This window comes from [Actinomadura] parvosata subsp. kistnae (assembly GCF_900323885.1).
In the GTDB taxonomy this organism is placed as follows: Bacteria; Actinomycetota; Actinomycetes; order Streptosporangiales; family Streptosporangiaceae; genus Nonomuraea; species Nonomuraea composti.
Map to the genome: position 1 here is coordinate 151,487 of NZ_OOHJ01000018.1, position 25,557 is coordinate 177,043.

Sequence of the window (25,557 nt, forward strand, 5' to 3'; positions counted from 1 at the left end):
CCGGCCGGCAGCGAGGAGGCTCCACAGTGGAGGACACCGGCTGGCGTCCCGTCAAGCGGACGCGGACGTTCGAGGACGTGCTCGCGCAGATCGAGCGGCGCATCACCGAGGACGGCCTCACCGTGGGCGACCGGCTGCCCGCCGAGCGCCAGCTCGCCGAGCAGCTCGGCGTCAGCCGCTCGTCGGTACGCGAGGCGATGCGCGTGCTGGAGACCCTCGGCGTGGTCTCCTCCCAGGTCGGCCGGGGCCCCGACGCGGGCGCCGTGCTCACCTCGCGCCCCGACTCGGCGCTGACCGACCTGCTGCGGCTCCATCTGGGCCTGGCCACCCTGGAGATGCGCGAGGTCATCGACACCCGGCACATGATCGAGCAGTGGGCCGCCGCCCAGGCCGCCGCGTCGCGGGCCGACACCTCGGCCCTGGCCGCCGCCCTGGCCGGGATGGACGCGGCCCGCACGGCGGAGGAGTTCGTCGAGCACGACACGGCCTTCCACTGCGCGATCGCGGACGCGTCGGGCAACCGGCTCATCGCCGCCATCATGCGCTCGCTGCGCGACTCGATGCGCCGGTACTCGGTCGAGGCGGTGCGGCGGCTCGGCGACACCTCGGTCCTGCGCGCCGACCACGTCCGCATCCTCGAGGCCATCGAGCGGGGCGCGGCGGGCGAGGCGACCCGGGCCGTGTCGGAGCACCTCGCGCACGCCTACCCCTCGCTGTTCGCGGGGCCCGGCTAGCCCTGGCTGTCGGCCACGCGGCAGCTCGCCCCCGAGCAGCCGACCATGCCCGACAGCCGCTGGTCGAGCCGGGCCAGCAGCGCCGGGTCGGCGGTGCTTGCCAGGTTCGTGAGCTGGTAGGGGTCGGTGGTCAGGTCGTAGAGCTGCCGCTCCCCCGTCTCGTACCGGACGTAGGTGTGCTGCTCGGTGCGCAGCGCCTGGTAGGCGGGCACGGGCGTCTGGGCCGCCGACGACCGGTCGGCCGGGCGGGTGAACTCCACGAGCACCTGTTTTCGCCACTGGGCGGGCGGCCTGCCGCGCAGCAGCGGCACCAGCGAGCGGCCCTCCGCGAACGGCGGCACCGTGGCCCCGCCCAGCTCGGCGAAGGTGGGGGCGAGGTCGATCGTGGCCCCCATGTGCGTGACCGTCGCACCGGCCGCGACGCCGGGGCCGCGCACGACGAGCGGGATCCTGATCGCCTCCTCGAACGGGGTGGTCTTGCCCTGCTTCAGCCGGTGCGTGCCGAGATGGAAGCCGTTGTCGGAGGTGAAGAAGATGTAGGTGTTGTCCAGCTTCCCCGACTCCCGCAGCGCGTCCACCACCGAGCCGACGAGGTCGTCCACGCCCAGCATGGCCCGCAGCCGCCTGCGGTAGTGCTCGTCCACGTCGGCCTGGGTGTCCGGCGCGAGTGCCGGCCTGTTGCGCAGCCAGTACGGCTCGTGGCTCACGTCCGTCTGGTTGAACGACGGGGTGCGCGGCGCCATCGCCAGCGGGAAGGCGTGCGCGTGCCGGTGGGCCGGGTTGGACGGGTTGTGCGGGCCGATCGGCGCCAGGTAGAGGAAGAACGGCTGGTCGGCGCCGGTGATGAAGTCGTGGGCCTTGCCGGCCAGCACGTCGGACAGGTAGTCGTCCTCCTCCCAGCCGTACTCGCGCCGCTCGCCGTTCTCGTTGAGCCGGTAGCCGTACTCCTCGTAGAGCTTGCGTACGGGGACGTCCCACTCGTCCCAGCCCGGCGGCACGTACTCCTCCTCCGCCGTGCCGCCCGGGTAGTGGTTGAGGAACTTGCCCATCAGCCCGGTGCGGTAGCCGGCCTGCTGCATCCAGGTGCCCACCGTGGAACGTTCCAGGCCCAGGGTGTGGAAGCGGTCGAAGCCCCCTTCCGGGGCGGTGTTGGTCAGCACCCCGTGGCTGTGGACGTGCTGCGAGCGCAGGATCGACGCCCTGGACGGGCAGCACCAGGAGTTCGTCACGAAGAAGCGGTCGAACGAGGTGCCCTGGCGGACGAGCTGCTGCGTGATGTTCGGGAACAGCGGCAGCGTGCCGGTCTCGAGGTCGTCGGCCAGGATGAGGACGATGTTGGGCCGGGAGTCGCCCGCCGCGATCGTCGGCTCGGCCGCCGGCAGGAGAAGCAGCAGGCAGGCGAGTCGACAGAGAGCCTTGAGCACAGAGTGTCACTTCCCCGGAAGATCCTCCATTGACACTTGGGACATCCCCGGCCGTAATAGAACTTAATTCCGGAGGTGTCCCATGAAGCTCGGCTTGAACCTCGGCTACTGGCAGCGCAACGCCGACGACGCGACCGAATCGGTCCTGGCGGCCGAACGCCTCGGCTACGACTCGGTCTGGACGGCCGAGGCGTACGGCAGCGACGTCTTCACGCCGCTGGCCTGGTACGGCGCGCGGACGTCCCGCATCAAGCTGGGCACCTCGATCGCCCAGATCTCCGCCAGGCCCCCGGTCACGACCGCGATGACCGCCATGACGCTCGACCACCTCACCGGCGGCCGGCTGCTGCTGGGCGTGGGCGCCTCCGGGCCGCAGGTGGTGGAGGGTTGGTACGGCCAGCCGTTCGCCCGGCCGCTGGCCAGGACCCGCGAGTACGTCGAGATCATGCGCAAGGTGTGGCGCCGCGACGAGCCGGTCACCAGCGACGGCCCGCACTACCCGCTGCCGCTGCCCGGCGGCCTGGGCAAACCGCTCAAGTCCATTACCCATCCGCTCCGCCCCGACATCCCCGTCTATCTCGGGGCGGAAGGGCCGAAGAACGTGGCGCTGGCCGCCGAGGTCGCGCAGGGCTGGCTACCGCTGTTCGCCTTCCCCGAGAAGATCGAGGAGATGTACGGCGAGGCGCTGTCGGGCGCCGAGCCGGGCTTCGACGTGGCCGCCATGGTGATGGTGCTCATCTCCGACGACCTCCGGGGCGCGCTCGACGTCGTGAAGACGATGCTGACGCTCTACATCGGCGGCATGGGTGCCCGGCAGCGCAACTTCCACGCCGACATCATCGGCCGGATGGGCTACGCGGAGGCGGCCGAGCACATCCAGGCGCTCTACCTGGCGGGCCGCAAGGACGAGGCGTTCCGGGCGATCCCGGACGAGCTGGCCGACGGCATCTCGCTCGTCGGCCCGCCCGGCCGGATCAAGGAGCGGCTGGAGCTGTGGCACCGCAGCCCGGTCACGAGCCTGCTCGTCATGGGGGTGCGGGACGAGCCCTCGCTCAAGCTCGTCCGCGACCTCGTGCTGGGTTAATCGGGGCGGGGCGCCGGGTCGGCCGTGACCGAGCGGAGCAGCGGGCGGCTCAGCGCGCCCGCCCCGATCACCCCGGCGAAGCCAACGACGACGCAGGCGACGAGCGTGACCGTGCCGACCACGTTCATGCCGCCGATCATGAACGGCACCGCGCAGAACGCCCCGACCAGGATCGCCCCGCCGCCCATGACCGTCAGCGGGACCAGCGTCTCGGTGCGGCGGGCCCGGTCGAGCACCTCCAGCGGCGTGCCCGCCAGCCGCAGCAGCCCGTACGTCTGCCGCCGGTCGAGGATCGACGACGTGGCCGTGATGCCCGAGCTGGCGATGGCCACCAGGAACGACACCGACAGCACCACGATCGTGCCCACCCGCACGTCGGCCAGGATCTGGATCCCGAAGCGCCGGTCGTCACGCTGCGTGGTGGGCGTGCGGCCGGGCACGAGCTCGGCCAGCGCGGTGCGGGCGCGGTCGAGGGTGGCGTCGTCGGCGGCGCTGCCCAGCGCCGCGACCACGACGTTCTTGACGGGCTTCACGGTGGCTTGCACGCCGGAGGCGCGCAGCCGCTCGCGGGCCTGCGCGGCCACCTCGGTGACCTGCCCGGCCGGCGCCGTGACACGCAGCTGGGGCGGGCCCGTCACCTCGTCGCCGAACCCGGTCGGGCTGAGCAGGCCGAGGAAGCCCGCCACGAAGCCGGTCAGCGCCACGCCGCTCACGGTCCGCCAGGCCGCGCGCGGGTCGTCCACGAGCCGGCGGCCGGCCAGCAGCCGGGCGGGGCCGCGCGCGCTGGCCGCCGTGATCCGGCCGATCATGCCGACCACCCACGGCCCGGCCAGGTTGATGCACAGGAACGCCAGGGCGAGCGCCACCGCGATGATCGAGACGCTGGTGCCCCTGGTCAGCAGCGGGAACGCGGCCAGCACCGCCAGCAGGGCGAGCACCCGTACGAACCGCATGCCCGGCGGCGTCTCCCGCTTGGCCACACCGAGCGGGCTCACCACGACCCGCCGCAGCCCGGCCACCGCCGACAGCCCCACCAGCAGCGGCACCGCGACCAGCACCGCGGCCAGGACGAGCGGCGACGGGAACAGGTCACCGGCGAACCACGGCCCGCCCTGCATCTCGATGCCGGCCAGCAGCGGCACGGCCAGCGCGAACACGACGGCCCCCGCCAGCGCGCCGGCCAGCGCGACGATCACCGCCTCCGCCACCGTCATCGCCACGACCTGCCCCGGCGTGGCTCCGACCAGGCGCAGCGCGGCCAGCCGCTGATCCCGCCTGGCCACCGTGAGCCGGGCCGCCGCGCCCCCGAAGACGAGCAGCGGCACGACCATGAGCACGCTGGCGATGAGCGAGAGCACCTGGTACGCCTCGGCGTCCTCGCTCGGCTGCCCGGCCAGGCTCGCGACCTTGACGGGCGGCTTGGCGACGACCCAGTCGTCGGTGCGCTGCGCGGTCATCGCGGGGCTGTCCGGCGCGTGGCCGACGACCGCGACCAGCTCGCCGGGGAACACCAGCGCCTCGTCCCCCAGCACGCCCTTCCTGCCGGGGTAGCGCTCGGCCAGCTCGCCGGCGGGCAGCTCCTCGGCCAGCTCGGCCAGGGCCGGTGACAGCCACGTCTCGCCCGGCGCGGGGAAGCGGGGCAGCCCCGGCGGCGGCTCCGGCGTCCGGCCGGGCAGCGCGGCCAGGTCGACGACGGTGATCGTCCGGTCGCGGACGAAGTCGTAGCGGGACGCCTCGACGGCGACCGCGCCGGAGGCGGCCGGCACCGGGTTGCGCCAGGCGCCGCGCTCGGCCCTGGCCTGGAAGGCGGAGTTCGCCGCCACGGCGAACAGCAGCAGCGCCGTCGCCACCGCCACGGCGCCGAGCGTGAGCCAGGTGCCGAGCAGGCCCCTGCGCCCGCCGCCCTTGAGCAGCCGCCAGGTCAGATCGAGGTTCACGCGTACACCCCGGGCTCTCTCGTGAGCAGCCGGCCGTCGCGGACCTCGACCGTGCGGTCGCACCAGGCGGCCACGTTGGGGTCGTGGGTGACGACGATCAGGCTGGCGTCGTTGTGCTTGGTGGCCTCCACCAGCAGCCGCATGGTCTCCTGCCCGGTCTGCTGGTCGAGCGCCCCCGTGGGCTCGTCGGCGAAGACCACGGCCGGCCTGGTCACCAGCGCCCTGGCGATGGCCACCCGCTGCGCTTGGCCGCCGGACAGCTCCCCCGGCCGCCTGGCCTCCAGGGAGTGCAGGCCGAGCGGGGCGAACCACTCGCGGGCCTGCCGTACGGCCTGGGCCCTCGGCACGCCGCCGAGCATGAGCGGCAGCGCCACGTTCTCCTCGGCGGGCAGCTCCGGCAGGAGCTGGCCGAACTGGAAGACGAAGCCGAAGCGGCTGCGGCGCAGCGCGCTGCGCTTGCGCTCGCCGAGCGTGTCGATGCGCTGGCCGAGAAGGTGCACCTCGCCCCCGTCCGGCTTCATGATGCCGGCCAGGCAGTGCAGCAGGGTCGACTTGCCGGAACCGCTCGGCCCCATGATCGCCACGGCTTCGCCCGACCGTACCGCGATGTCCACGCCGCCCAGGGCGACCGTCTGCCCGAACCGTTTGGCCAGGGCCCGTCCAACAAGCACGTCGTTCATGCCGTCCAGGCTCCCGCCTGAGGGGGTGCGCGGGGATCGGCCTTGCGTCCATATCCGCCTCGGCCGAACGGCTGATCCTAGAGTTGGGGCCGTGACTATTCGGGTTCTCATCGCAGACGATCAGCAACTGGTGCGCACCGGCTTCCAGATGATCCTCGACGCCCAGCCGGACATGGAGGTCGTGGCCGCCGTCTCCGACGGCGCCGAGGCCGTCGCGGAGGCCAGGCGGCTGCGGCCGGACGTGTGCCTGCTCGACATCAGGATGCCCAAGCTCGACGGGCTGGAAGTGACCCGCGTGCTGGCCGGCCCGGGTGTGGAGAACCCGCTGCGGGTGGTCATCGTGACCACGTTCGACCTCGACGAGTACGTGTACGGAGCCCTGCGCTCCGGCGCCACCGGCTTCCTGCTCAAGGACAGCGGGCCCACGCTGCTCATCGAGGCCGTCAGGGCCGCGGCGGCGGGCGACGCGCTGGTCTCACCGTCGGTCACCGTGCGGCTGCTGCAGCACCTCGCCCAGCCCCGCCGCGTCCCGGCCCCGGTGAACGACCCGCTGACGGACCGCGAGCTGGACGTCGTCCGCCTGGTCGCCAGGGGGCGCACCAACCAGGAGGTGGCGGCGGAGCTGTTCGTGTCGCTGTCGACGGTGAAGACGCACCTGGGCAGCATCCAGGCCAAGCTCGGTGTCCGCAATCGGGTTGAAATCGCAGCTTGGGCGTGGGAATCCGGCGTGGTGAGCTGATTAACAGCGGGGCCGCCGGGATACAAGTGAATCAGAACCTCAGCGCATGGCCCGGGGGGAGATCAACGTGCGCTACACCCAGGCATCGCCCGCCAGAGCCGCTTCCGCCGTCTACGTGACGCTCACCGCCCAGATCCTCTCCCTCGGCGCTCTCGTGAGCTTCGAGCTGTCGCGCGGGCGCCGGCTCGCCGCCGAGCTGGCCGCCTTCGGCGGGCGCCCCCAGGGCGCCGACGCCGAGGCCGTGGTGGGGGCGGTGACCCTGTTCGCGGTGCTGATGATGCTGGTGGCGGTCACCACCGTCGCCGCCGCTGCCGCCTACGTGACCTGGCTCGTGCGCGCCAGGCAGGCCAACGACCGCTCCGCCGCCACCGCCCCGGTCGCGGCGGCCTGGCTGCTGCCGGGCGTCAACCTCGTCGCGCCGGCGGTGCTGGTCGACGAGGTCTGGCGCGGCACCCGGCCGCCCGCCGGGCGCCGCGGGCGCTGGCTGGCGCTGCTGGGCTCGTGGTGGGCGGCCTGGCTCGGCACGCTCGCCCTGTTCACGATCCGGCTGCCGCTCGACGCCTCCGCCGGCGACCTGACGGGGGTGGGGGTGCCGGAGCTGGCCTGCGCCTCGGTGGCGGCGCTGCTGTGCGCCGGCACCGTGCGAGAGCTGACGCGGCTGCAGCGGGCCGCCCGGTCGGCCCGGGTGGTCGAGCCGGGCACCCTGCGCCCCTTCTCCCCCCAGCCGGCTCCCGGGTCCACGGCGGTGGGCCGCACGAGCTGACGGTCAGGCCGCCGTGGGGCCCGAGCTGCCCGGGCTGGCGTGCCAGAGCTGCCTGGGCGGCTTCGCGGTGACGGCCGGCCCCAGGTCGGAGTAGGGCGACAGCCTGAACCCGTTGGCGTACTCGATCTTGCGCCCGCCGACCCCGGCCAGTTCCTGCGGCGCCTGCTCCAGCACGGCCCGCACCGCCTCGATCCCCTGGGAGCGCCACAGCGCGTCGAGGTCGGCGAGGTTCCAGCAGTCGACCGCCCGCAGCGACACCGCCCGCACCCCCGTGCGCCGGACCACCCCCTTGGCCAGCATGAGCCACGACCCGAACACGATCGACGCGCACCGCCCCTGCACCGACTCGAAGAACGTCAGGTCGATCGGCCCGGTCGAGTCGTCGAGCGTGGTGAAGATGACGCGCTGGCCCGAGCGGATGGCGGGCGTCTGGGTGGCCACCTTGACGCCGGCGACGAGGATCTCCGCCCCGTTGCGCTGCGTGAGCAGGTCTCTGGAACGTACCACTCCGAGCGCGTCGAGCAGCTCGTCGTGGAAGCTGAGGATGTGCCGGCTGACGTCGATGCCGAGGATCTCCAGCTCGGCCTCGACCATCTCCGTCTCGGTCATCTCGGGCAGCTCCCCCGGCGGCAGCCTCTCGCCGAACCCGAGCGGAAGCTGTACCGCCGGAGGAGCCGCGTTCCGGGAGAGATCGAGCTGGGACATGTGTGAGTTGTAGCGCTTGGACTTGCGCGGCCCCGCCTGCACGCCGATGGCGGAGGCCCGGTCGAGCGCGCCGATCTGGGCGATCAGGTCGCGCCTGGTCAGCTCGCCGGGCCGCCAGCGGCGCCCGCCGCCCGGGTGCAGGTCGTGCAGCGCGTCGAGGCCGCCGACCTGGACGATCCGCTCGATCGTGGGCCGCGAGGGCCGGGCGCGGTCCCAGAAGTCGGCCAGCGACGTGTACGGCTGCCCGGCCACCATGCGCTCGACCTCGGCCTCGCTGACGCCCTTGATCGCCGAGAACGGCACCCGCAGCGCGTACCCCTTGCCGATCTCCCCGATCTTGAAGTCTCTGCGCACGGGAGATCCGCCCTCCAGCGAGGAGGGCCGCACGCGGACCTGGACGCGCGGCCCGATCCGCTCGACCTGCCAGTCCTTGCCGGACTTGTTGATGTCGAGGGGCAGGATCTTCACCCCGCACTGCCGGGCCTCGTCGATGATGACCCGCGGCGGGTACATGCCGGGCTCGTGCGTGAGCACCCCGGCGAAGAACGCCGCCGCGTGGTGCCGCTTGAGCCAGGCCGACTGGTACGTGGGCAGCGCGAACGCCGCCGCGTGCGCCTTGCAGAACCCGAACGAGCCGAACGCGTCGAGCACCTGCCAGGCCCGCTCCACGGCCGCGTCGTCGAACCCGTTGGCCCTGGCCAGCGGGACGAACGCGCGGCGCACCCGCTCGCGGCCCTCCGGCGTGTCGAGCGTGCGCCGCAGCTTCTCGGCGTAGGACAGGTCGCGCCCCGTCATCACGGAGATGATCTTCAGGACCTGCTCGTGGAAGACCACGACGCCGTGGGTCTCCTTCAGCGCCTCCCGCAGCCGCTCATGAGGATAGTACGGCTGCCGCCACCCGCCCCTGGCCTCCAGGTAGGGGGTGACCATGTCGGAGTTGACCGGCCCAGGACGGAACAGCGAGATGTCCACGATCAGGTCGTGCATCCTGCGCGGCTCCAGCTTGGCCACCAGCTCGCGCTGGCCGGGCGACTCGATCTGGAAGCAGCCGAGGGTGCGGGCGGCGCAGATCATGTCGTAGGTGTCCTGGTCGTCGTGCGGCACGTACTGGACGCCGGGGTCGTCGCCGCGCTGGGTGTCGAGCTCCACCACGACGTCGTCGACGCGCTTGATCTCGCTCAGCGCGTACGCCAGCGCCGACTGCATCCGTACGCCCAGCACGTCGAGCTTGAGCAGCCCGGCCTCCTCCACGTCGTCCTTGTCGAACTGCGACATCGGGAAGCCCAGCATGCTGCGCTCGACCGGCGTGCGGTCGCGCAGCCCGGCGTTGCCGATCAGCACGCCGCACGGGTGCAGGGCGATGTGCCGGGGCAGGCCGTCGAGCTTCTCCGCCAGCCGGAAGACCCGGTCGAGCCCGGCCTCGCCGAGCCGGCTCTCGCGCAGCTCGGGCAGGTCCTCCAGGGACGCGGTGATCTGCTTGGCCCTGATGTGCGGGAACGCCTTGGCGATGGCGTCGATCTCGTGCGGCGGCAGGCCCATCGCGCCGGCGACGTCGCGGATCGCGCTGCGGGCCCGGTAGGTCTCCATCATGGACACGCAGGCCACGCGGGACTCGCCGTAGCGGTCGAAGATGGCCTGGTAGCAGTCGAGGCGGCGGGCCGACTCGACGTCCACGTCGATGTCGGGCAGCCCGATGCGGCCCTCCGACAGGAAGCGCTCCATGAGCAGGCCGTGCTCCAGGGGGTTCACCTCGCCGATGCCGATGAGGTAGTTGACCAGGCTGCCGGCGCCCGAGCCGCGGATGGCGCAGCGGACGCCCATGTCGCGGATCATGTCGGTGATGCCGGCCACGGCGATGAAGTAGCCCGACAGGCGCTTGCGCTCGATGATCGCCATCTCGTCGCGCAGCCTCTCCCTGGCGTCGGCGGAGCGGTCGAGGCCGCGCCTGAACAGGCCGTCCTCGACGCGGTGGCGCAGCAGCGGCACGGGGTCGCGGCCGATCTCCGGCAGGTGCAGGGCGGGCGGGTCGTTGCGCAGCGCGAGCACGTCGAGCGGCTCCATCGCGCACGCCTCGGCCAGCCGCCTCGTGGTGAACAGCAGCCGGCCCATCCGCTCCTGGTCGGCGCCGCACACCTTGGCCGCGACCTGCCACATCTCCTTGGTGCTCTTGAGGTAGGCGTGGGAGGTGGTGCGCTCCAGGTGGCGCGGGTGCAGCGGGACGAGCTGGCGGGCCGCGTCGAGCACGTCGCCGACCTGGTGGTCGGCGGGGTCGAGGTAGCGCACGGCGTTGGTCAGGATCGCGGGCACGCCCGCCGACTCCGCCAGGCCGAGCATGCGGACGGCGGTGCCGGCGTCGCGGAAGCCGTACTGGTCGACCAGCTCGACCACCACGCCGGGCACGGCGGCGCGCCACTGGCCGAGCAGCGCCCTGGCGTGCTCGTCGCGGCGCGCGGCCACCGCGCGGCCCACGTCGGACCTGGGGCCGAGCAGCACCACGAGCCCGTCCTCCGCGCCGAAGCCGTGATCTCCGCCGGGCCCGCCGGCCCACTCGCCGAGCAGCTCGCGGGTCACCTTGGGCGCGCCCCGCTCCCCCGCGTGGTGGGCGGCCGTGACCAGGCGGCACAAGCGGGACCAGCCCTTGCCGCGGGCCAGCACGGTGACGCGGTCCTCGGCGTCGGGGCCGGTTCTCGGGCGCGACTCCCAGGGCCGGCGAGCGGGAGCCGGGGCGTCGAGCGCCAGGTTCACGCCGACCACCGGCGCGACGCCGGCCTCCGCGCACGCCTGGACGTGCTTGATCGCGCCGTAGAGGCCGTCGCGGTCGGTCAGGGCGAGGATGTCCATCCCGTGCTCCACCGCCCGGTTCACCAGCGCTCGCGGGAACGCGGTGCCGTAGCGCATGGAGTAGGCGGAGCACACGTCGAGGTGCGCGAACGGGGGCGCCATCAGTCCCACGCCCTCAGCAGCAGCCAGCCGTTGCTCGCGGTGTCGTAACGCAGCTCGTAGGAGCCCACCTCGCGGCCGGGGCTGGCCTCCACCCGCCAGAACTGGCGCTCACCCGGGTCGCCCTCGCCGGTCTTCCACCACTCGCGCGCGACCACCCACTGGTCGAGGACGCGGCGGACGAGGTAAAGCCGGTCGCGCCAGACGAACTGGGTCGGCTCCCCGTCTCTGGTCCACACCTCTATCGGATCGCCATAGAGTCTGCTCAAGACGCTTCTCCCCGCGGCTCTGGTCCGGTTACTGAGCCACCCGGGGGAAGACGGGCGCTTATGACTCGAACATATGTTCTCCGGCGCCGAAACGCAAGTCGCCGGCCTGCCTCACGAGCGGGTTGGCGCCGATCGAGTTGCGGATGCTGAAGGCCACGCTGCCTGCGCGGTAACGGTCGTCGGAGGTCTCCACGGGGCGGCCCTCGTACGTGGTGGTGGTCCTGCGCTGGCGCAGCAGCGGGCTGCCGCGGCGCACCCCCAGCAGGCGGGCGTCCCGGGCCCCGGCGGGCACCGCGTCGATGAGGTGTTCCCCGTAGGCGAACACCAGGCCGATGGACGCGTACAGCGCCTCGGTGACCGACTCGCAGTCGGCCGGCAGCCCCTCGACGGCGCCGGCCACCCAGTCCGCGTACACCGTCCGCTCCAGCAGCACCGGCTCGCCCTCCAGCGTGCGCACCCGCAGCACCTCCAGCACCTGCGCGCAGCCCAGCCGGGCCGGCTCGGTGCCGCGGGCGGCCCGGCGGCGCTGCTCGATCACCTGGCCGCCGTAGCGGTAACCGTTCGCGCGCGCCCACTGGGCGAAGCTGTGCAGCTCCGCGAAGCTCTGGCTGCGCGCCCTGCCGAGCACGATCCGCCGGGCGCCCTGCCGGGAGCCGACCAGCCCCTCGGCGGCCAGCACCGCGATCGCCTGGCGCACGGTGCCGCGGGCCGCGCCGTGCCGCTCGGCCAGCTCCGCCTCGCTCGGGAGCTGCGAGCCGACCGGGTGCGCGCCCGACAGGATCTCGCCCCGCAGCTCATCGGCGATCCGTTCATAGCGCGCAACCATCCCCGATCCTTCCCATTCATGAAAGAGCAACATTGATGCGACTAACTGGTGCTCGCTTGTTTGTACAAGTTCCTTTACGTTCTTGCCACACCCCTGGAAAGTGGAGGCGTCGTGTTCACACCTCGCGCCCGTGCGGCCGGCGTTGTCGCAGTCCTCACCATTGTCACCGCGGCGTGCGGCGCCGCCCCGAGCACCCAGCAGACCACCCAGGCCTCGCAAGGCGGCGTGAACGCGGCCACCGCGACCTCCGCGGCCGACTTCGGCGGCCTCGACAAGCTCGTGGAGGCGGCCAAGAAGGAAGGCAACCTGCACGTCATCGCCCTGCCGCCCGACTGGGCCAACTACGGCGAGATCATCGAGAAGTTCCAGGCCAAGTACGGCATCAAGATCGAGAGCGAGACGCCCGACGCGGCCAGCGCCGACGAGATCAACGCGGTCAAGACGCGCAAGGGCCAGGACCGCGCCCCCGACGTGCTCGACCTCGGCCAGTCGTTCGCGATCAGCGGCGCCGCCGAAGGGCTGTTCGCGCCGTACAAGGTGCAGACGTTCGACAAGATCCCCGAAGGGCAGAAGGAGCCCACCGGGCTCTGGGTCAACGACTACGGCGGCTACGTCTCCATCGGCTGCGACGCCAAGCAGATCAAGACCTGCCCGACCAGCTTCGCCGACCTGCTCAAGCCCGAGTACAAGGGCAAGGTCGCGATGAACGGCAACCCCACCAAGGCCGGCTCCGCGTTCGCGGGAGTCTACGCCGCCGCCATCGCGAACGGCGGCTCCTTCGACGACATCCAGCCCGGCATCGACTTCTTCAAGAAGCTCAAGGACGCCGGCAACTACAACCCCGTCGAGACCACCCCCGCCACCATCGAGAAGGGCGAGACCCAGATCAGCATCGACTGGGACTACAACAACGCCGCCTACGCCCCCCAGATGGCCGCCAAGGGCATCGACTGGAAGGTGAACGTGCCCTCCGACGGCAAGTACTTCCAGATGTACGCCCAGGCCATCAACAAGGACGCCCCGCACCCGGCCGCCGCCCGCCTGTGGCAGGAGTACCTCTACAGCGCCGAAGGCCAGAACCTCTACCTCAAGGGCTTCGCCCGCCCCGTCCTGCTGCCCGCGATGACCGCCGACGGCACCGTGGACAAGGCGCTGGCGGCCAAGCTGCCCGCCGTCGAGGGCGAGCCCGAGTTCCCGACGACCGAGCAGGTGGACGCGGCCAAGGCCAAGCTGGCCGCCGGCTGGGACGCCGCGATCTCGGGATGAACCGCACCCGGTCACGAGGCTGGCTGGGCGCGCTGCCGCTGCTGGCGTTCTTCGCGCTCGTGTTCGGCGTCCCCGCCGTCGTGCTGGTGGCGGGGGCGTTCACGGCGCAGGGACGGCCCAGCCTCGCCAACCTCTCGCAGAGCCTCCAGGGCGGCTACCTCAACGCCATGATCGGCAGTGTGCGGCTGTCGGCCGTCGTCGCGCTCCTCGGGGCCGTGCTCGGCACGTTCCTCGCGTACGCGATCGTCACCTCGCGCCGCACCCTGCTGCGCGAGGCTGTGCTGACCGCGTCCGGCGTGCTCGCCAACTTCGGCGGGGTGCCGCTGGCGTTCTTCTGGATCGCCACGCTCGGCAACTCCGGCGTGGTCAGCGGCCTCGTCGGGCTGCCCTCCGGCTCCCTCTACACGTTCTGGGGCCTGGCCCTGGTCTACCTGTACTTCTCCGTCCCGCTCATGGTGCTGGCCATGGCCCCCGCCCTCGACGGGCTGCGCCCCCAATGGCGCGAGGCCGCCGCCAACAGCGGCGCCACCAGCTGGCACTACTGGCGCTTCGTCGCGCTGCCCGTGCTGGCGCCCGCCATGCTCGGCGGCGTGGTCCTGCTGTTCGGCGGGGCCTTCTCCGCCTACGCCACCGCGAACGCCATGGTCGGCACCGTCGTCCCGCTCGTCACCCTGAAGATCGCCAGCGCGCTGACCGGCGACGTGCTGGTCGGCTACGAGAACATCGCGCTCGCGCTCAGCCTCGACATGGTCGTCGTCGCCGGGCTCGTCATGGCGATCTACCTGCCGCTGCAGAGGAGGACCTCCCGATGGCTGCACTGACCGGCCTCGAACGGGTCTCCGGCGCCGACACCCCACGCCCCCGGCGGGCCTGGTGGCGCGGCGCGGTGTTCCTGCTCGCCGGGATCTACTTCCTGGTCCCCCTCGGCACCGCCTTCTGGTACACGATCCACACGCCGGGCGCGGGCGTGTCCCTGTCCGCCTACGGGGAACTGCTCACCGCCGACGGCTTCGTCCGGTCGCTGTCGCTCTCGCTCGGGCTCGCCCTGGCCACCATCGCGGTCGTGCTGCTGCTCGCGCTGCCCGCGATGCTGGCCGTCCGGCTCTTCGCGCCCCGGCTCCGCCCCGTCATGGAAGTCCTGTGCACGCTGCCGCTGGTCGTGCCGCCCATCACGTTCGTGGCCGGGATCGGCACCGCGCTGCGCGGCGGCACCGACCTGCTGGCCCCCACCCCGTTCTGGGCCACGCTGATCGCGATCCAGGACCCCGGGTTCCCGCTCGTGCTCGTGCTGGCGTACGTGGTGCTCGTGCTGCCGTTCGTGTACCGGTCGCTGGACGCCGGGCTGCGCACCATGGACGTGCGGACGCTGGTCGAGGCGGCCCGCAACCTCGGGGCCTCGTGGCCGTACGTGCTGGCCAGGGTCATCGTGCCCAACCTGCGCTCCGCCCTGGCCAGCGCCTCGTTCCTGACCCTGGCGCTGGTGCTGGGCGAGTACACCGTGGCGAGCCTGCTCGGCTACCAGCCGTTCGCGGTGTGGATCGTGACCGTGTCCGGGTCCAAAGGGCAGCTCTCGGTCGCGGTGTCGATCCTGAGCCTGCTGCTCATCTGGCTGCTGCTGCTCGCGGTGTCCACCGTTTTCGGCAAGGAGAAGGGCAAATGACCGCATCGGGATCGAAATCGGGATCGGGGTGGGGATCGGGATCGGGGACGGGGTCTGGATCGGGGACGCCCGGTTTGTCGTCCGCGTCGGTGTCCGCGTCCGCCTCTGTGGAGTTCCGCGCACTGCGGCGCACGTTCGGCAGGACCGTCGCCCTGGACGGCCTGGACCTGGTCATCGCCCCCGGCGAGTTCGTCGCCCTGCTCGGCCCCTCCGGCTGCGGCAAGACGACGGCGCTGCGCTGCGTGGCCGGGTTCGAGCGGCCCGACTCGGGCGCCGTCCTCGTCGACGGCAAGGACGTCACCGACGTGCCCGCCAACAAGCGCGACGCCGGCATGGTCTTCCAGTCCTACTCCCTGTTCCCGAACATGAACGCCCGCGACAACGTCGCCTTCGGCCTGCGCGTCCGCAAGGCCCCCGTCGCCGTCAGACGGGCCAAGGCGGACGAACTCCTCGCCCTCGTCGGCCTGCCCGACCACGCCGACCGCTACCCGCACCAGCTCTCCGGCGGCCAGCAGCAGCGCGTCGCGCTCGCCCGCGCCCTCGCCCTGGAACCGCGCGTGCTGCTGCTCGACGAGCCGCTGTCCGCGCTCGACGCCAAGGTACGGGTGACGCTGCGCGAGGAGATCCGCCGCCTCCAGCTCTCCCTGGGCATCACCACCGTCTTCGTCACCCACGACCAGGAGGAGGCCCTGTCGATCGCCGACCGGGTCGCGGTGCTGCGCGACGGGCGGCTGGAGCAGGTCGGCACGCCCGCCGAGGTGTACGACCGGCCGGCCACGCCGTTCGTGGCCGAGTTCGTCGGCACCATGAACCACCTGGCCGGGCAGGTCACCGGCGACCACGTGACCGTGCTCGGCCAGCTCCTCCCGGTGGACGGCCCCGTTCCCGCGGATCCGTCCGTGGACGTGCTGATCCGTCCGGAAGCCGTCCAGGTCGTCCCCGCCGATGACGGTCCGTCCGAAGTGCTGGCGGCCTCCTTCCGCGGCGCCTCCGTACGGCTGCGGCTCGCGGTGGACGGCGGGGAGGTGCTGGCGGACGTGCCCGGCCACGAGGCCGCCCGGCTCGGCCCCGGCGCCCGCGTGGTGGTACGCCTGGTGGAGCGGCCCGTCCTCGTCGCGGCCCGCACCGTCACCGTCCCCGCCCCCGTCATACCCGCCGATGCGGTCTGACCCGGCGCGATCCGAGGAGGCGCGGCCGGAGGCGACGCGGCCCGAGGCAGCGCGGCCGGAGGCGACGCGGTCGGAGGCGGCGCAGTCCGAGGCAGCCCTGTCCGAAGCAGCCCGGTCCGACCCGCTATGGCATGGACCGGCGGCTGTCCTCTTGGACATGGACGGCACCTTGGTGGACACCGAGGGGTCGTGGTGGCAGGCGGTCGCCTCCGTGGCCGGCCGCCCGCTCACCGCCGCCGACGCCCCTTTCATCCACGGCCGCACCATCGAGGACGTCGCCGGCTACCTCGGCGACCCCGGCCTGACCCCCTGCCTGACCGGCGCCTTCGCCCAGCGCGTCGAACGCGACCTCACCGTCGTACCGGGAGCCCCCGAACTCCTGGCGGACCTGGCCGCGACCGGCATCCCCACCGCCCTGGTCAGCGCCTCCCCCCGGAGCATCGTGGACCTGGTGCTGCCCCGGCTGGGCCACGCCTTCGACCTGGTGCTGTCCAACGAGGACACGCGGCGCGGCAAGCCGTGGCCGGACCCGTACCTGGAGGCGGCCCGCCGCCTGGGCGCCCCGCCGTCACGCTGCGTGGCCATCGAGGACAGCCCGGCGGGCATCGCGGCGGCCCGGGCAGCGGGCTGCCGCGTACTGGTGGCCTCACCGGAGCAAGGGCTGCCGTCCTTGCATGTCGTATGCGCTTGGGAGGCCAGTTGCGGGGAATCCCTTCCTGAGGAGGCCTGAAAGTGTAGAGTTCTGAGCAACTCCAAGGCTAGGAGAAGATCGTGTTGTTGCGCTTCCGGGTCGCCAATCACCGGTCGATCCGCGGCGAGCAGACGCTCTCTCTCACGGCCGCTCCGCGCCGGGGAGAGGCGAAACGGACACAACCGCTTCAAGTGGCCGGGATCTACGGGGCCAACGCCTCGGGAAAGTCCAATGTCCTCGACTCCCTGAGGTGGATGTCCGACGCGATCCGGCTGTCCCACACGCATTGGAAGCCGACCGGAGGAGTGCCGAGACGACCGTTCAAGCTCTCCCCCGCAGGGCGGGAGACCCCGTCGTTCTTCGAGGTCGACTTCCTGCATGAAGGCGTCCGCTACTCCTACGGCTTCGAAGTCGATGACGAAGTGGTGCTCGGCGAATGGCTCAACACTTTTCCCCGAGGCCGCGTCAGAAAACTCTTCGACCGCGGCGGGCCGACCGACTTCACCTTCGGACGCGGCCTCGCCGGCGAGACACAGCGCATACGCAAGCTCACCCGCCCGAACTCGCTCTATCTCTCGTGCGCGGCGTCGAACAATCATCCGTTGCTCAGCGGCCTCTATGAACGCCTCACGTCCAGCGGCGCCTATTTCATCCAGCACGGCGAGTTGCACGAAAGGTTCCGCCTGGATGTCGTGAAGCACATCCTCGACGCGGAGTACGCGACGGACGACATCAACGAACTCCTTCGCATCGCGGACCTCGGGGTCGAGCGGATGGAGCTCGTGGAGACAGGTGCGCAGGAGAAAAAGGTGGTCCTGCGCCGGCGGATGGAAGACGCCCCGCCGCTGAGCCTGGAGGAGGAAAGTGCGGGGACGAGGGCGTGGCTCTCCCTGCTGGGGCACACGCTGAGCATTCTGTACATCGGTGGCACCCTGCTCGCCGACGAGATCGACTCCAGCCTTCATCCGTTGCTCAGCTCGACGCTGATCCGGATGTTCAAGGACCACGACATCAATCGGCACGGCGCCCAGCTCATCTTCTCCTCGCACGACACCACGCTTCTCGGCTCCCTCCTCAATGAGGAGATCCTCGCCAGGGACGAGGTCTGGTTCACCGAGAAGGACGACTCCGGAGCCACGAGCCTCTACTCGCTCGCCGAATTCCACACCAGGCGTGACGAGAACATCGAACGTGGTTATCTGCAGGGCCGTTACGGCGCCGTGCCGTATCTCAATTTCGAGAGCATCCGCGAGATCTTCAAGAAAGGGCCCGTCCTAAAGCCATGAGCCCCAGGCGTAGCCCCCCGCGCCTTGACCGTCCCGTCGGCCGACGAGCCCCGAAGAAACGTCTGCTCATCGTGTGCGAGGGCGAGGTCACGGAGGTCGAGTACTTCGCAGGCGTCCGCGATTACTTCCGCTCTCTCCCCGTGGAGATTCTCAACTGCAAGGTGATCGGTCTCGGCCGGGACCCGGCGGCCATCGTCGCGTACGCCATCCGGGAACGCGACAAGAAGGACAAGGAGGCGCGTGCGCAGCGGGACGTCAACATCGCCTACGACGAGGTGTGGTGCGTCGTGGACGTCGACCAGCACAAGACTCTCGACCAGGCTCTCGTGGCGGCCCGGAGGGGGCAGGTCAATCTCGCGATCTCCCTTCCCTGCTTCGAGCTGTGGATCCTCTATCACTTCGAGGATCACGCAGCCGCCTGTGACCAGGAACGCATCAGGCAGCGGCTCAGGAAGCACATCAAGGACTACGACAAGCACCTGGGCAGGGATTTTCCCTTCGTTCACCACGAGACAGCGCGGGAACGTGCCTGCCGAGCCGACCCTGAGCACTGCGAGCCCAACCGCAAGGGCACGAATCCCTCCACGAACGTCTGGCTGATCGTCGAAGCCATTCGCCGGTCAGGAAGACGTCCATGACCCTTGTCCCGTAGCCGCCGTACGCGTGTCGTCTCTCGGGGTCTGCGGCGGGAGACCCGGTATCGGTAAGCTTGCGCGGCGTGAGCGGTGAAACCTCCCACATCGGGCGCTACAGGCTGCTTGGCGTGCTGGGGCGGGGCGGGATGGGCACGGTGCATCTCGCCGAGGATGCCGCTGGGCAGCGGGTCGCCATCAAGGTGATCAACCCGGAGCTCAGCCAGCACGAGCAGTTCCGCATGCGGTTCCGCAGGGAGGCGGACGCGGCTCAGCGGGTGCGCAGGTTCTGTACGGCCGCCGTGCTGGAGGCCGCGCTCGACGGCGACCAGCTCTACGTGGTCACCGAGTACGTGCCCGGCCCCAACCTCGAAGAGGCCGTACGCCAGTCGGGCCCTCTGCGCGGCTCCAGTCTCGACGCGCTGGCCGTCAGCGTGGCCACCGCGCTCACCGCCATCCACGCCGCCGGGGTCGTGCACCGCGACCTCAAGCCGTCGAACGTGCTGCTGTCGCCCGTCGGCCCGCGCGTGATCGACTTCGGCATCGCGCGGGCGCTCGACACGCTCGGCGGCGTCACCGGCACCGGCGAGATCGTCGGCACTCCGCGTTACATGGCTCCCGAAGTGCTGCGGGGCGATCCGGTCTCGCCGGCGTGCGACGTGTTCTCGTGGGGGACGCTGGTGGCGTTCGCGGCCAGCGGGCGGGCGCCGTTCGGCGGCGACACGCTGCCCGCCATCGTCTACCAGGTGCTCAACACCGAGCCGAACCTCGACGCCGTCGAGCCCGGCCTGCGCGAGCTGGTCGCGGCGGCGCTGCGCAAGGACCCGGCCGCGCGGCCCACCGCGCAGCAACTGCTGGACCATCTCGTCGGGCGGGCGGCCGCTCCCGAGCAGGCGGCGCAGACCGTACAGGCTGCCTGGCAGACGACCCCCTTCACGGCGACCACCGCGCTGGGCGGGCGCCGGCCGCGGCGCGGGCTGCTGTACGGCGGGGTGGCGGCCGCCGCGGCCCTCCTGATCGCCGGGAGCGTGACCGCCTGGGCCGTGCTCGCGCCGAGCGGGCCGCCCGACGACATGGGCGTGCTCTACCGGGAGGACTTCACGCAGACCTCCGGCGGCTGGAACGGCATCTACGACCCGGACGAGACCACCAGCCAGGGGTACCGCACGGACGGCACGTACGGGCTGGACGCGGAGGCGGACAACGGCGACGACGAGCGCTGGGCGAAGGCGCCCATACCCTTCCTGATCAGCTCACCCACCGGCACGCCCGACCCGTCGGCCACCCCCACGCCGATCCTGCCGTCCTCCGTCGTCATCGCCGTCACCGCCGACGTCACGAAGGCGGTCGGGAGCGGCGAGTACGGCATCTACTGCCACAACTCCGACGATGACGACACCTACTACGAGTTCGGGCTGGACACGAAGGGCAACGCCAGGATCCGGCGCATCATGGACGGGGCGGGCGGGACGCTGGGCCAGTCCGTACCGGTGGCCGACCTGCCAGGCAAGGCGCGACTGGTGGCCGCGTGCGAGCAGTCAGGCTCGACCGTGCGGCTGCGGATGTGGGTGAACGACGAGCTGGTGCAGGACGTCGAGGACCCGAACGGGATCGGCAGCGGCACCCTGGGGCTGTTCGCCCGTACGCCGGAGGACGGGAAGTCGTTGCTGAAGACGACGTTCGACGACTTCGAGCTGCGCGGCCAGAAGGAGACCTGACCCGCGCGGCGCTGGTGCCGCGGCGCCCAGCGGCCGCCGGCGCAGGTGGGGGCCTGCGCGGACGTTGCACATGCGCACCTTTGCGGGACGTTCCACGTTCGCACCTTCGCGCGGGAACGTCCCACGCTCTCACCTTCGCGCGGGGCGTCTCGCGTTCGCGCCTTCGCAGGGGACGTCCCACGCTCGCACCTTCGCGCGGGGCGTCTCGTGTTCGCGCCTTTGCGGGGGACGTCCCGCGTTCGCGCCTTCGCGCCGGGGTGTCTCGCGTTCGGATCTTCACAGGACGCCGGCGCGGGCGGCGGCCAGGGCCGCGTCGGCGGCGCGGTCGGCGTCGCGCTCGGTCACCGGCTCGTGCGCGACGAACAGCCGGTAGTAGACGGGCGCGACCGCCACCCTGATCACCTCGCTCGGGTCCACGACGTCGGGCAGCTCACCGCGCGCGACCGCCCGCCGCACCACCTCGGCCGACTGCTCGTGCCGGGCCGCGAAGAAGTCGTGCAGCGCCCGCGCGGCAGCGGCATCCTGTACGGCCGCCGCGACGAACGCCGACGACACCGGCCCCAGCTCGGGATCGGCGAACCCGCTGCGTACGAGCTGGACGACCCCCCGCAGGTCACCTTCGATGGAGCCCGTGTCGGGGATGGGCCACGGCTCGTGGCTGGCCAGCTCCAGCGCGTCGGAGATGAGCCCTTCGATCCCGCCCCAGCGCCGGTAGACGGTCGTTTTGTGCACGCCTGACCGCTCGGCGACGTTCTCCACGGTCAGGCCCTGGTAGCCGCGCTCGGACAACTCCGCGAGCGTGGCCTGCCGCACGGCGTCACGGACGCGCGCGCTCCGCCCTCCAGGGCGCTTGCTCGTCTCCAAAAACTACTCCAGTTGCGTTAGATCTCACCGTATGCCAAACTAACGCTACACGAGTTGCGATTGGAGCTCCATCCTGATCAGCGTTCATCAGGTCCACAAGTCCTACGGCGACCGGGCCGTCCTCACCGGCGTCTCGATGTCCGTGTCCGCGGGCGAGCGGGTCGGCATCGTCGGCGAGAACGGCTCGGGCAAGTCCACGTTGATGCGCCTGCTGGCCGGGGTCGAGCGGCCCGACGACGGCGAGGTCCGGGTGACCGGCGAGTTCGGCTACCTCGGCCAGACGCTCGGCCTGCCGCCCGCCCACACCGTTCAGCAGGCCGTCGACGCCGCGCTGGCCGACCTGCGGGCCATGGAGCGCCGGATGCGCGAGCTGGAGTCCGCGCTGACCGAGGAGGTCATGCACGAGTACGGCGAGCTGCTCACCGCCTACGAGCTGCGCGGCGGCTACGAAGCCGACGCCCGCGTCGACCGCGCCTTCCACGGCCTCGGCCTGGCCCACGTGGGCCGCGACCGGCCGCTGTCCAGCCTGTCCGGCGGCGAGCAGGCGCGGCTCGGCCTGGCCTGCGTGCTGGCCGCCGCGCCGCGCGTGCTGCTGCTCGACGAGCCGACCAACCACCTCGACGCGCCGGCGCTGACCTGGCTCGAAGACCGGCTGCGCGAGCACAGGGGCGCGGTGGCCGTGATCTCGCACGACCGCGTCTTCCTCGACCGCGTCGCCACCGCGATCGTCGAGGTCGAGCACGGCTCCGTCACCCGCTTCGGCGGCGGCTACACCGGCTTCCTCGCCGCCAAGGCCGCGGCCAGAGCCCGCTGGGAGCAGGCTTACGCGGCGTGGTGCGAGGAGGTGCGGCAGGTCCGCGAGTACGCCTCCACCACCGCCCACCGGGTGGCGGCCGGGCGCGTGATGCGCGACAACAACAAGATGGCCTACGACCGCAACGCCGGGCGCGTGCAGAGCTCGGTGGCCACCCGCGTCCGCAACGCCCACGAGCGGCTGCGCCGCCTGGAGGCCGACCCGGTCCCCCGCCCACCGGCCCCGCTCCGCTTCCTGGGCACCTTCGACCCGGCTCCGTCCCCCGCCGACCGCCCCGAACCGGCGCGGGCGACCACATCCGGGGCCGCCGCAGCCGCGCAGCCGGTCAGGAGCGCCACGGGGTCATCGCCGGTCCGACGGGCCGAGAGCGTCGCCCGAGCCTCATCTGGCAAGGTAGGCGAGAGCGCCATCCGGACCGTGTCTGGGAAGACGGGCGACAGCACCACCGGCACCGCACCTGTGAAGGCGAGCGACAGCGCCACCCGGACCTCATCCGGGAAGGCGAGCGAGAGCGCCGTCTTGACCGCGCCCGCGAAGGCGAGCGACAGCACCACCCGCACCGCACCTGCGAAGGCGGGCGAGAGTGCCGTCCGGGATGCCGCCGGGCGGGCGGATGAGGGCCGCGCGATCCGAAGGCCGGCTGGGCAGGCGGGCTCGCATGCCGGTGCTCGCGTGCTCGTTGAGCTGCGTGATCTCCACATCGGCAATCGCCTGCACATCGACTCGCTGACGATCAGGCAGGGCGAGCGGCTCCTGGTCCGGGGCGCGAACGGCGCAGGCAAGTCCACGCTCCTGCAAGCCCTCGCCGCCCAAGCCGAGCGGACTAACAGGACCCGCCTGGTCGAGCAGACCCGCCTGACAGAGGAGGCCGAGCTGGCCGAACAGACCGGACTTGCCGGGCAGAGCGGGCCGGCCGGGCAGAGCGGGCCGGCCGCGCAGAGCGGGCTGGCCGCAGGGACAGGGCTGACTGAGGCGGCACGACCGGCAAGGGAGGCAGGGCTGGCCGAGGAGGCAGGACTGGCCGAGCGGGCAGGGCTGGCCGGCCGAGCCGATCATCAGGCCGAGGGGGCCGAGTGGGGCGGTTGCCGGGTCGGTTATCTGCCGCAGGAGGTGACGTTCGATCCCGATCAGAGCGTGCTGGAGGCGTACGGCGAGGGCTATGAGGACGAGCGGCGCGCGAAGCTGCTGAGCACCGGCCTGTTCCGGGCGCACACCCTCGACCAGAAGGTGGGCACGCTGTCGGTCGGCCAGCAGCGCAGGCTGGCGCTGGCCCGGCTGCTGGCGCGTCAGTACGACCTGCTGCTGCTCGACGAGCCGACCAACCACCTCTCGCCGGTCCTGGCGGAGGAGCTGGAGCGGGCCCTCGACGCCTACAGCGGCGCCCTCGTCCTGGTCTCGCACGACCGCGCACTGGTCCGCCGCTTCCGGGGGGCTGAGCTGGAGCTGGTGGGAGGCCGCGTCCGCTGACCAAGACCGCGGCGGACGCAGCCGCCCACGCACAGACGCCGCCCGCGCGGGCGTCGCACCCGGCCTCAGCACAGATGTACGCCCACGTGGGGCGTACGGGCAGTCTCACCGCCCTCGTGAGGGGTGCGGGCGGGCCTCAGCACAAGCAACCGCCCTCATGAGGCGTACGGGCGGTCTCAGCACAAACGACCGCCCTCATGAGGCGTACGGGCGGCCTCAGCACAAGCGACCGCCCGCGCGGGGTCACCCGCCGGACCAGAACGACGACCAGGGGGACATATGCATACCTTGACCATGATCGACGCAGGCGCGCCCTACGGCATCGCCACCGCGCCCGACGGTGCCTTGTGGTTCACGCTCGTCCATGAGGGGCGCATCGGGAGGATGGTGCCCGGGCAGGATCCGGTGATCCACCAGCTCGACCCGGCCGACGGCCAGCCGATGGTGATCACGCCGGGTCATGACGGGGCGATGTGGTTCACGGAGGGGAAGTTCGGTGAGATCGGCAGGGTGTGCCGCATCTCGGCCGACGGTGTGGTGACGGCACACGCGGCGCCCTCCCCGTACGGGATCGTCGCCGGCCCGGACGGCGCCATGTGGTTCACCCAGATGCAGCCGGGTGCGATCGGCCGCATCGGGCCCGACGGGGCGATGACGGAGTTCGCGGTGGAGGGCGGTGGCATGCCGTCCTTCATCACGGTGGGTCCTGACGACGCCCTCTGGTTCACCCTCAACCAGGCCAACGCCATCGGCCGCATCTCGTTGTCGGGCGAGGTGACCGTCCACCCGCTCCCGACCGAGGGAGCCGGGCCGGTGGGCATCACGCTGGGGCCCGACGACGCCCTGTGGTTCGTGGAGATCGGCGCCGGCCAGATCGGGCGGATCGACACCTCCGGCAAGATCACCGAGTACCCGCTCCCCGACCGCGCCGCCCGCCCCCACGCGATCGTCACCGGCCCCGACGGTGCCCTGTGGTTCACGGAATGGGCGGCGGGCCGCGTCGGCCGCCTCACCCCCGACGGCACCTTCGACGTGCAGCCGCTACCCAGCGTTCCGGGCGAGGACGGCAACGAACGCAAGGCCGAGCCCCACGGGCTGACGGTGGGCCCTGACGGCGCGATCTGGGTAGCGCTGGAGGCGGGAGCCCTGGCCCGCATCGGCTGACCTGTGACGGCGGGGACGAGCACTTCCCGCTGCCAGGCCTGATGACGGTGCTAGCGGGGGTCGGACGCTCCCCGGCCGGGGTCTGATGACGGTGCCGGCGAGGACGGACGTTCCTCCGCTGGAGCCTGATGACGACGTTGCCGGGGTCGGACGTTCCCTCGCCGGGGGCTGACGACGGTGCCGGCGAGGACGGACGTTCCTCCACCGGGGTCTGATGACGACGTTGCCGGGAGGCGGGGCGTTTCCCCCGCCAGGCCTGACGCCGGTGATGGCGGGGACGGGCGTTTCCCCCGCCGGGGCCTGACGACGGTGCTGGCGAGGACGGACGTTGCCCCGCCAGGGCCTGACGACGGTGCTGGCGAGGACGGACGTTGCCCCGCCAGGGCCTGACGACGGTGCTGGCGAGGACGGACGTTGCCCCGCCAGGGCCTGACGACGGTGCTGACGGGGACCGGCGTTGCCCCGCCGAGGCCGGATGTTGGCATTGGCGGGGGGCGGGTGTTCCCCCGCTGGGGTCTGACGACGGTGATGGCGAGGATGGGCGTTGCCCCGCCATGGGGCTGATGGCGGCGGTGGCGGGGGCCGTACCAGGGTGGGTTGGGCGATGTGCAGCGGGCGGTGAGTGAGCCGGTCCTCACGGCAGCGCCATCGCGCCGCACCGCTCAGAAATCCGCCGCCACGTCGTCAGTTCTGGTACGCCCTTGCCACCCGCGGAAGGATGGACG

Annotated in this window: 20 protein-coding genes and 3 pseudogenes; 16 read left to right on the top strand and 7 right to left on the bottom strand. The window is 72.0% G+C overall.

Translation table 11 applies throughout. From position 1 onward, the window contains the following. The first annotated feature begins 26 nt into the window (after window positions 1–26). A complete protein-coding gene (locus KIS93_RS20950) occupies window positions 27–734 on the top strand; it encodes a FadR/GntR family transcriptional regulator (protein WP_080046059.1) in 708 nt (235 codons plus the stop codon). Here the strand turns inward: KIS93_RS20950 and KIS93_RS20955 are convergent. Then, window positions 731–2,158 carry a sulfatase family protein gene (locus KIS93_RS20955; protein ID WP_155129336.1) on the bottom strand — a complete coding sequence of 476 codons (1,428 nt, stop codon included), beginning with the start codon at window positions 2,156–2,158 and terminating at the stop codon, window positions 731–733. The two genes, KIS93_RS20950 and KIS93_RS20955, sit on opposite strands and share 4 nt — an antisense overlap. A gap of 82 nt (window positions 2,159–2,240) precedes the next feature. On the opposite strand from KIS93_RS20955, the gene KIS93_RS20960 reads away from it, so the two are divergent. Then, window positions 2,241–3,242, top strand: a complete 1,002-nt coding sequence (locus KIS93_RS20960; RefSeq protein WP_080046058.1) for an LLM class F420-dependent oxidoreductase — start codon at window positions 2,241–2,243, stop codon at window positions 3,240–3,242. On the opposite strand, the gene KIS93_RS20965 is transcribed toward KIS93_RS20960, so the two are convergent. Further along, complete coding sequence (locus KIS93_RS20965; RefSeq protein WP_080046057.1) at window positions 3,239–5,179, bottom strand: FtsX-like permease family protein; 1,941 nt, start codon at window positions 5,177–5,179, stop codon at window positions 3,239–3,241. The two genes, KIS93_RS20960 and KIS93_RS20965, sit on opposite strands and share 4 nt — an antisense overlap. Beyond that, window positions 5,176–5,859: an ABC transporter ATP-binding protein gene (locus tag KIS93_RS20970; protein ID WP_080046056.1), complete on the bottom strand. Its 684-nt coding sequence runs from the start codon at window positions 5,857–5,859 to the stop codon at window positions 5,176–5,178. The genes KIS93_RS20965 and KIS93_RS20970 overlap by 4 nt, the downstream gene beginning before the upstream one ends. A gap of 91 nt (window positions 5,860–5,950) precedes the next feature. Here KIS93_RS20970 and KIS93_RS20975 point away from each other — a divergent pair, with 91 nt between their 5' ends. Together KIS93_RS20975 and KIS93_RS20980 are read left to right on the top strand one after the other, a co-directional pair. Next, window positions 5,951–6,598, top strand: coding sequence for a response regulator (locus KIS93_RS20975; protein WP_080046055.1), 648 nt, complete (start codon window positions 5,951–5,953; stop codon window positions 6,596–6,598). A gap of 46 nt (window positions 6,599–6,644) precedes the next feature. Then, window positions 6,645–7,361 carry a DUF4328 domain-containing protein gene (locus KIS93_RS20980; protein WP_080046054.1) on the top strand — a complete coding sequence of 239 codons (717 nt, stop codon included), beginning with the start codon at window positions 6,645–6,647 and terminating at the stop codon, window positions 7,359–7,361. Window positions 7,362–7,364: 3 nt separating this feature from the next. On the opposite strand, the gene KIS93_RS20985 is transcribed toward KIS93_RS20980, so the two are convergent. From KIS93_RS20985 to KIS93_RS20995, 3 genes are read right to left on the bottom strand one after another with little or no spacing between them, the layout of a single operon-like run. After that, window positions 7,365–11,009: a DNA polymerase III subunit alpha gene (locus tag KIS93_RS20985; protein WP_186404365.1), complete on the bottom strand. Its 3,645-nt coding sequence runs from the start codon at window positions 11,007–11,009 to the stop codon at window positions 7,365–7,367. Next, window positions 11,009–11,275 carry a DUF6504 family protein gene (locus KIS93_RS20990; protein WP_168015120.1) on the bottom strand — a complete coding sequence of 89 codons (267 nt, stop codon included), beginning with the start codon at window positions 11,273–11,275 and terminating at the stop codon, window positions 11,009–11,011. Before KIS93_RS20990 ends, KIS93_RS20985 begins: the two co-directional genes overlap by 1 nt. Window positions 11,276–11,333: 58 nt before the next feature. Next, the gene (locus KIS93_RS20995; protein WP_080046052.1) at window positions 11,334–12,101 is read right to left on the bottom strand and encodes a GntR family transcriptional regulator; all 768 of its coding nucleotides are present in this window, start codon (window positions 12,099–12,101) and stop codon (window positions 11,334–11,336) included. A gap of 111 nt (window positions 12,102–12,212) precedes the next feature. On the opposite strand from KIS93_RS20995, the gene KIS93_RS21000 reads away from it, so the two are divergent. From KIS93_RS21000 to KIS93_RS21035, 8 genes are all read left to right on the top strand, one after another. Beyond that, window positions 12,213–13,367: an ABC transporter substrate-binding protein gene (locus KIS93_RS21000; RefSeq protein ID WP_080046051.1), complete on the top strand. Its 1,155-nt coding sequence runs from the start codon at window positions 12,213–12,215 to the stop codon at window positions 13,365–13,367. Then, on the top strand, window positions 13,364–14,188 hold the full coding sequence (locus KIS93_RS21005; RefSeq protein WP_080046050.1) for an ABC transporter permease: 825 nt from the start codon (window positions 13,364–13,366) through the stop codon (window positions 14,186–14,188). The genes KIS93_RS21000 and KIS93_RS21005 overlap by 4 nt, the downstream gene beginning before the upstream one ends. Next, window positions 14,176–15,027: an ABC transporter permease gene (locus KIS93_RS21010; protein ID WP_080046049.1), complete on the top strand. Its 852-nt coding sequence runs from the start codon at window positions 14,176–14,178 to the stop codon at window positions 15,025–15,027. Before KIS93_RS21005 ends, KIS93_RS21010 begins: the two co-directional genes overlap by 13 nt. A gap of 107 nt (window positions 15,028–15,134) precedes the next feature. Then, window positions 15,135–16,196, top strand: a complete 1,062-nt coding sequence (locus KIS93_RS21015; RefSeq protein ID WP_246005337.1) for an ABC transporter ATP-binding protein — start codon at window positions 15,135–15,137, stop codon at window positions 16,194–16,196. After that, window positions 16,186–16,926, top strand: a complete 741-nt coding sequence (locus KIS93_RS21020) for an HAD family hydrolase (protein WP_418113828.1) — start codon at window positions 16,186–16,188, stop codon at window positions 16,924–16,926. The genes KIS93_RS21015 and KIS93_RS21020 overlap by 11 nt, the downstream gene beginning before the upstream one ends. A gap of 41 nt (window positions 16,927–16,967) precedes the next feature. Further along, entirely contained in the window at window positions 16,968–18,173 is a 1,206-nt protein-coding gene (locus KIS93_RS21025; protein WP_080046046.1) for an AAA family ATPase, read from the top strand. Window positions 18,174–18,244: 71 nt separating this feature from the next. After that, on the top strand, window positions 18,245–18,811 hold the full coding sequence (locus KIS93_RS21030) for an RloB family protein (RefSeq protein ID WP_230466630.1): 567 nt from the start codon (window positions 18,245–18,247) through the stop codon (window positions 18,809–18,811). An 80-nt stretch (window positions 18,812–18,891) separates the two neighbouring features. After that, window positions 18,892–20,523, top strand: a complete 1,632-nt coding sequence (locus tag KIS93_RS21035; RefSeq protein ID WP_230465874.1) for a serine/threonine-protein kinase — start codon at window positions 18,892–18,894, stop codon at window positions 20,521–20,523. Between the two features lie 276 nt (window positions 20,524–20,799). Here the strand turns inward: KIS93_RS21035 and KIS93_RS21040 are convergent, their stop codons facing one another. Then, window positions 20,800–21,387 (bottom strand): TetR/AcrR family transcriptional regulator, encoded by a 588-nt coding sequence (locus tag KIS93_RS21040; RefSeq protein WP_080046044.1) that lies wholly within the window; start codon window positions 21,385–21,387, stop codon window positions 20,800–20,802. A 76-nt stretch (window positions 21,388–21,463) separates the two neighbouring features. On the opposite strand from KIS93_RS21040, the pseudogene KIS93_RS69015 reads away from it, so the two are divergent. The 4 genes and pseudogenes from KIS93_RS69015 to KIS93_RS21055 form a co-directional block, all read left to right on the top strand. After that, a pseudogene (locus tag KIS93_RS69015) lies at window positions 21,464–21,988 on the top strand (ATP-binding cassette domain-containing protein); the annotation flags it as partial. Window positions 21,989–22,876: 888 nt separating this feature from the next. After that, window positions 22,877–23,119: pseudogene (locus KIS93_RS69020) on the top strand (ATP-binding cassette domain-containing protein); the annotation flags it as partial. A 174-nt stretch (window positions 23,120–23,293) separates the two neighbouring features. Beyond that, window positions 23,294–23,668, top strand: a pseudogene (locus KIS93_RS69025) (ATP-binding cassette domain-containing protein); the annotation flags it as partial. A gap of 294 nt (window positions 23,669–23,962) precedes the next feature. Further along, window positions 23,963–24,832 carry a Vgb family protein gene (locus KIS93_RS21055; protein ID WP_186404366.1) on the top strand — a complete coding sequence of 290 codons (870 nt, stop codon included), beginning with the start codon at window positions 23,963–23,965 and terminating at the stop codon, window positions 24,830–24,832. Window positions 24,833–25,557 lie beyond the last annotated feature (725 nt).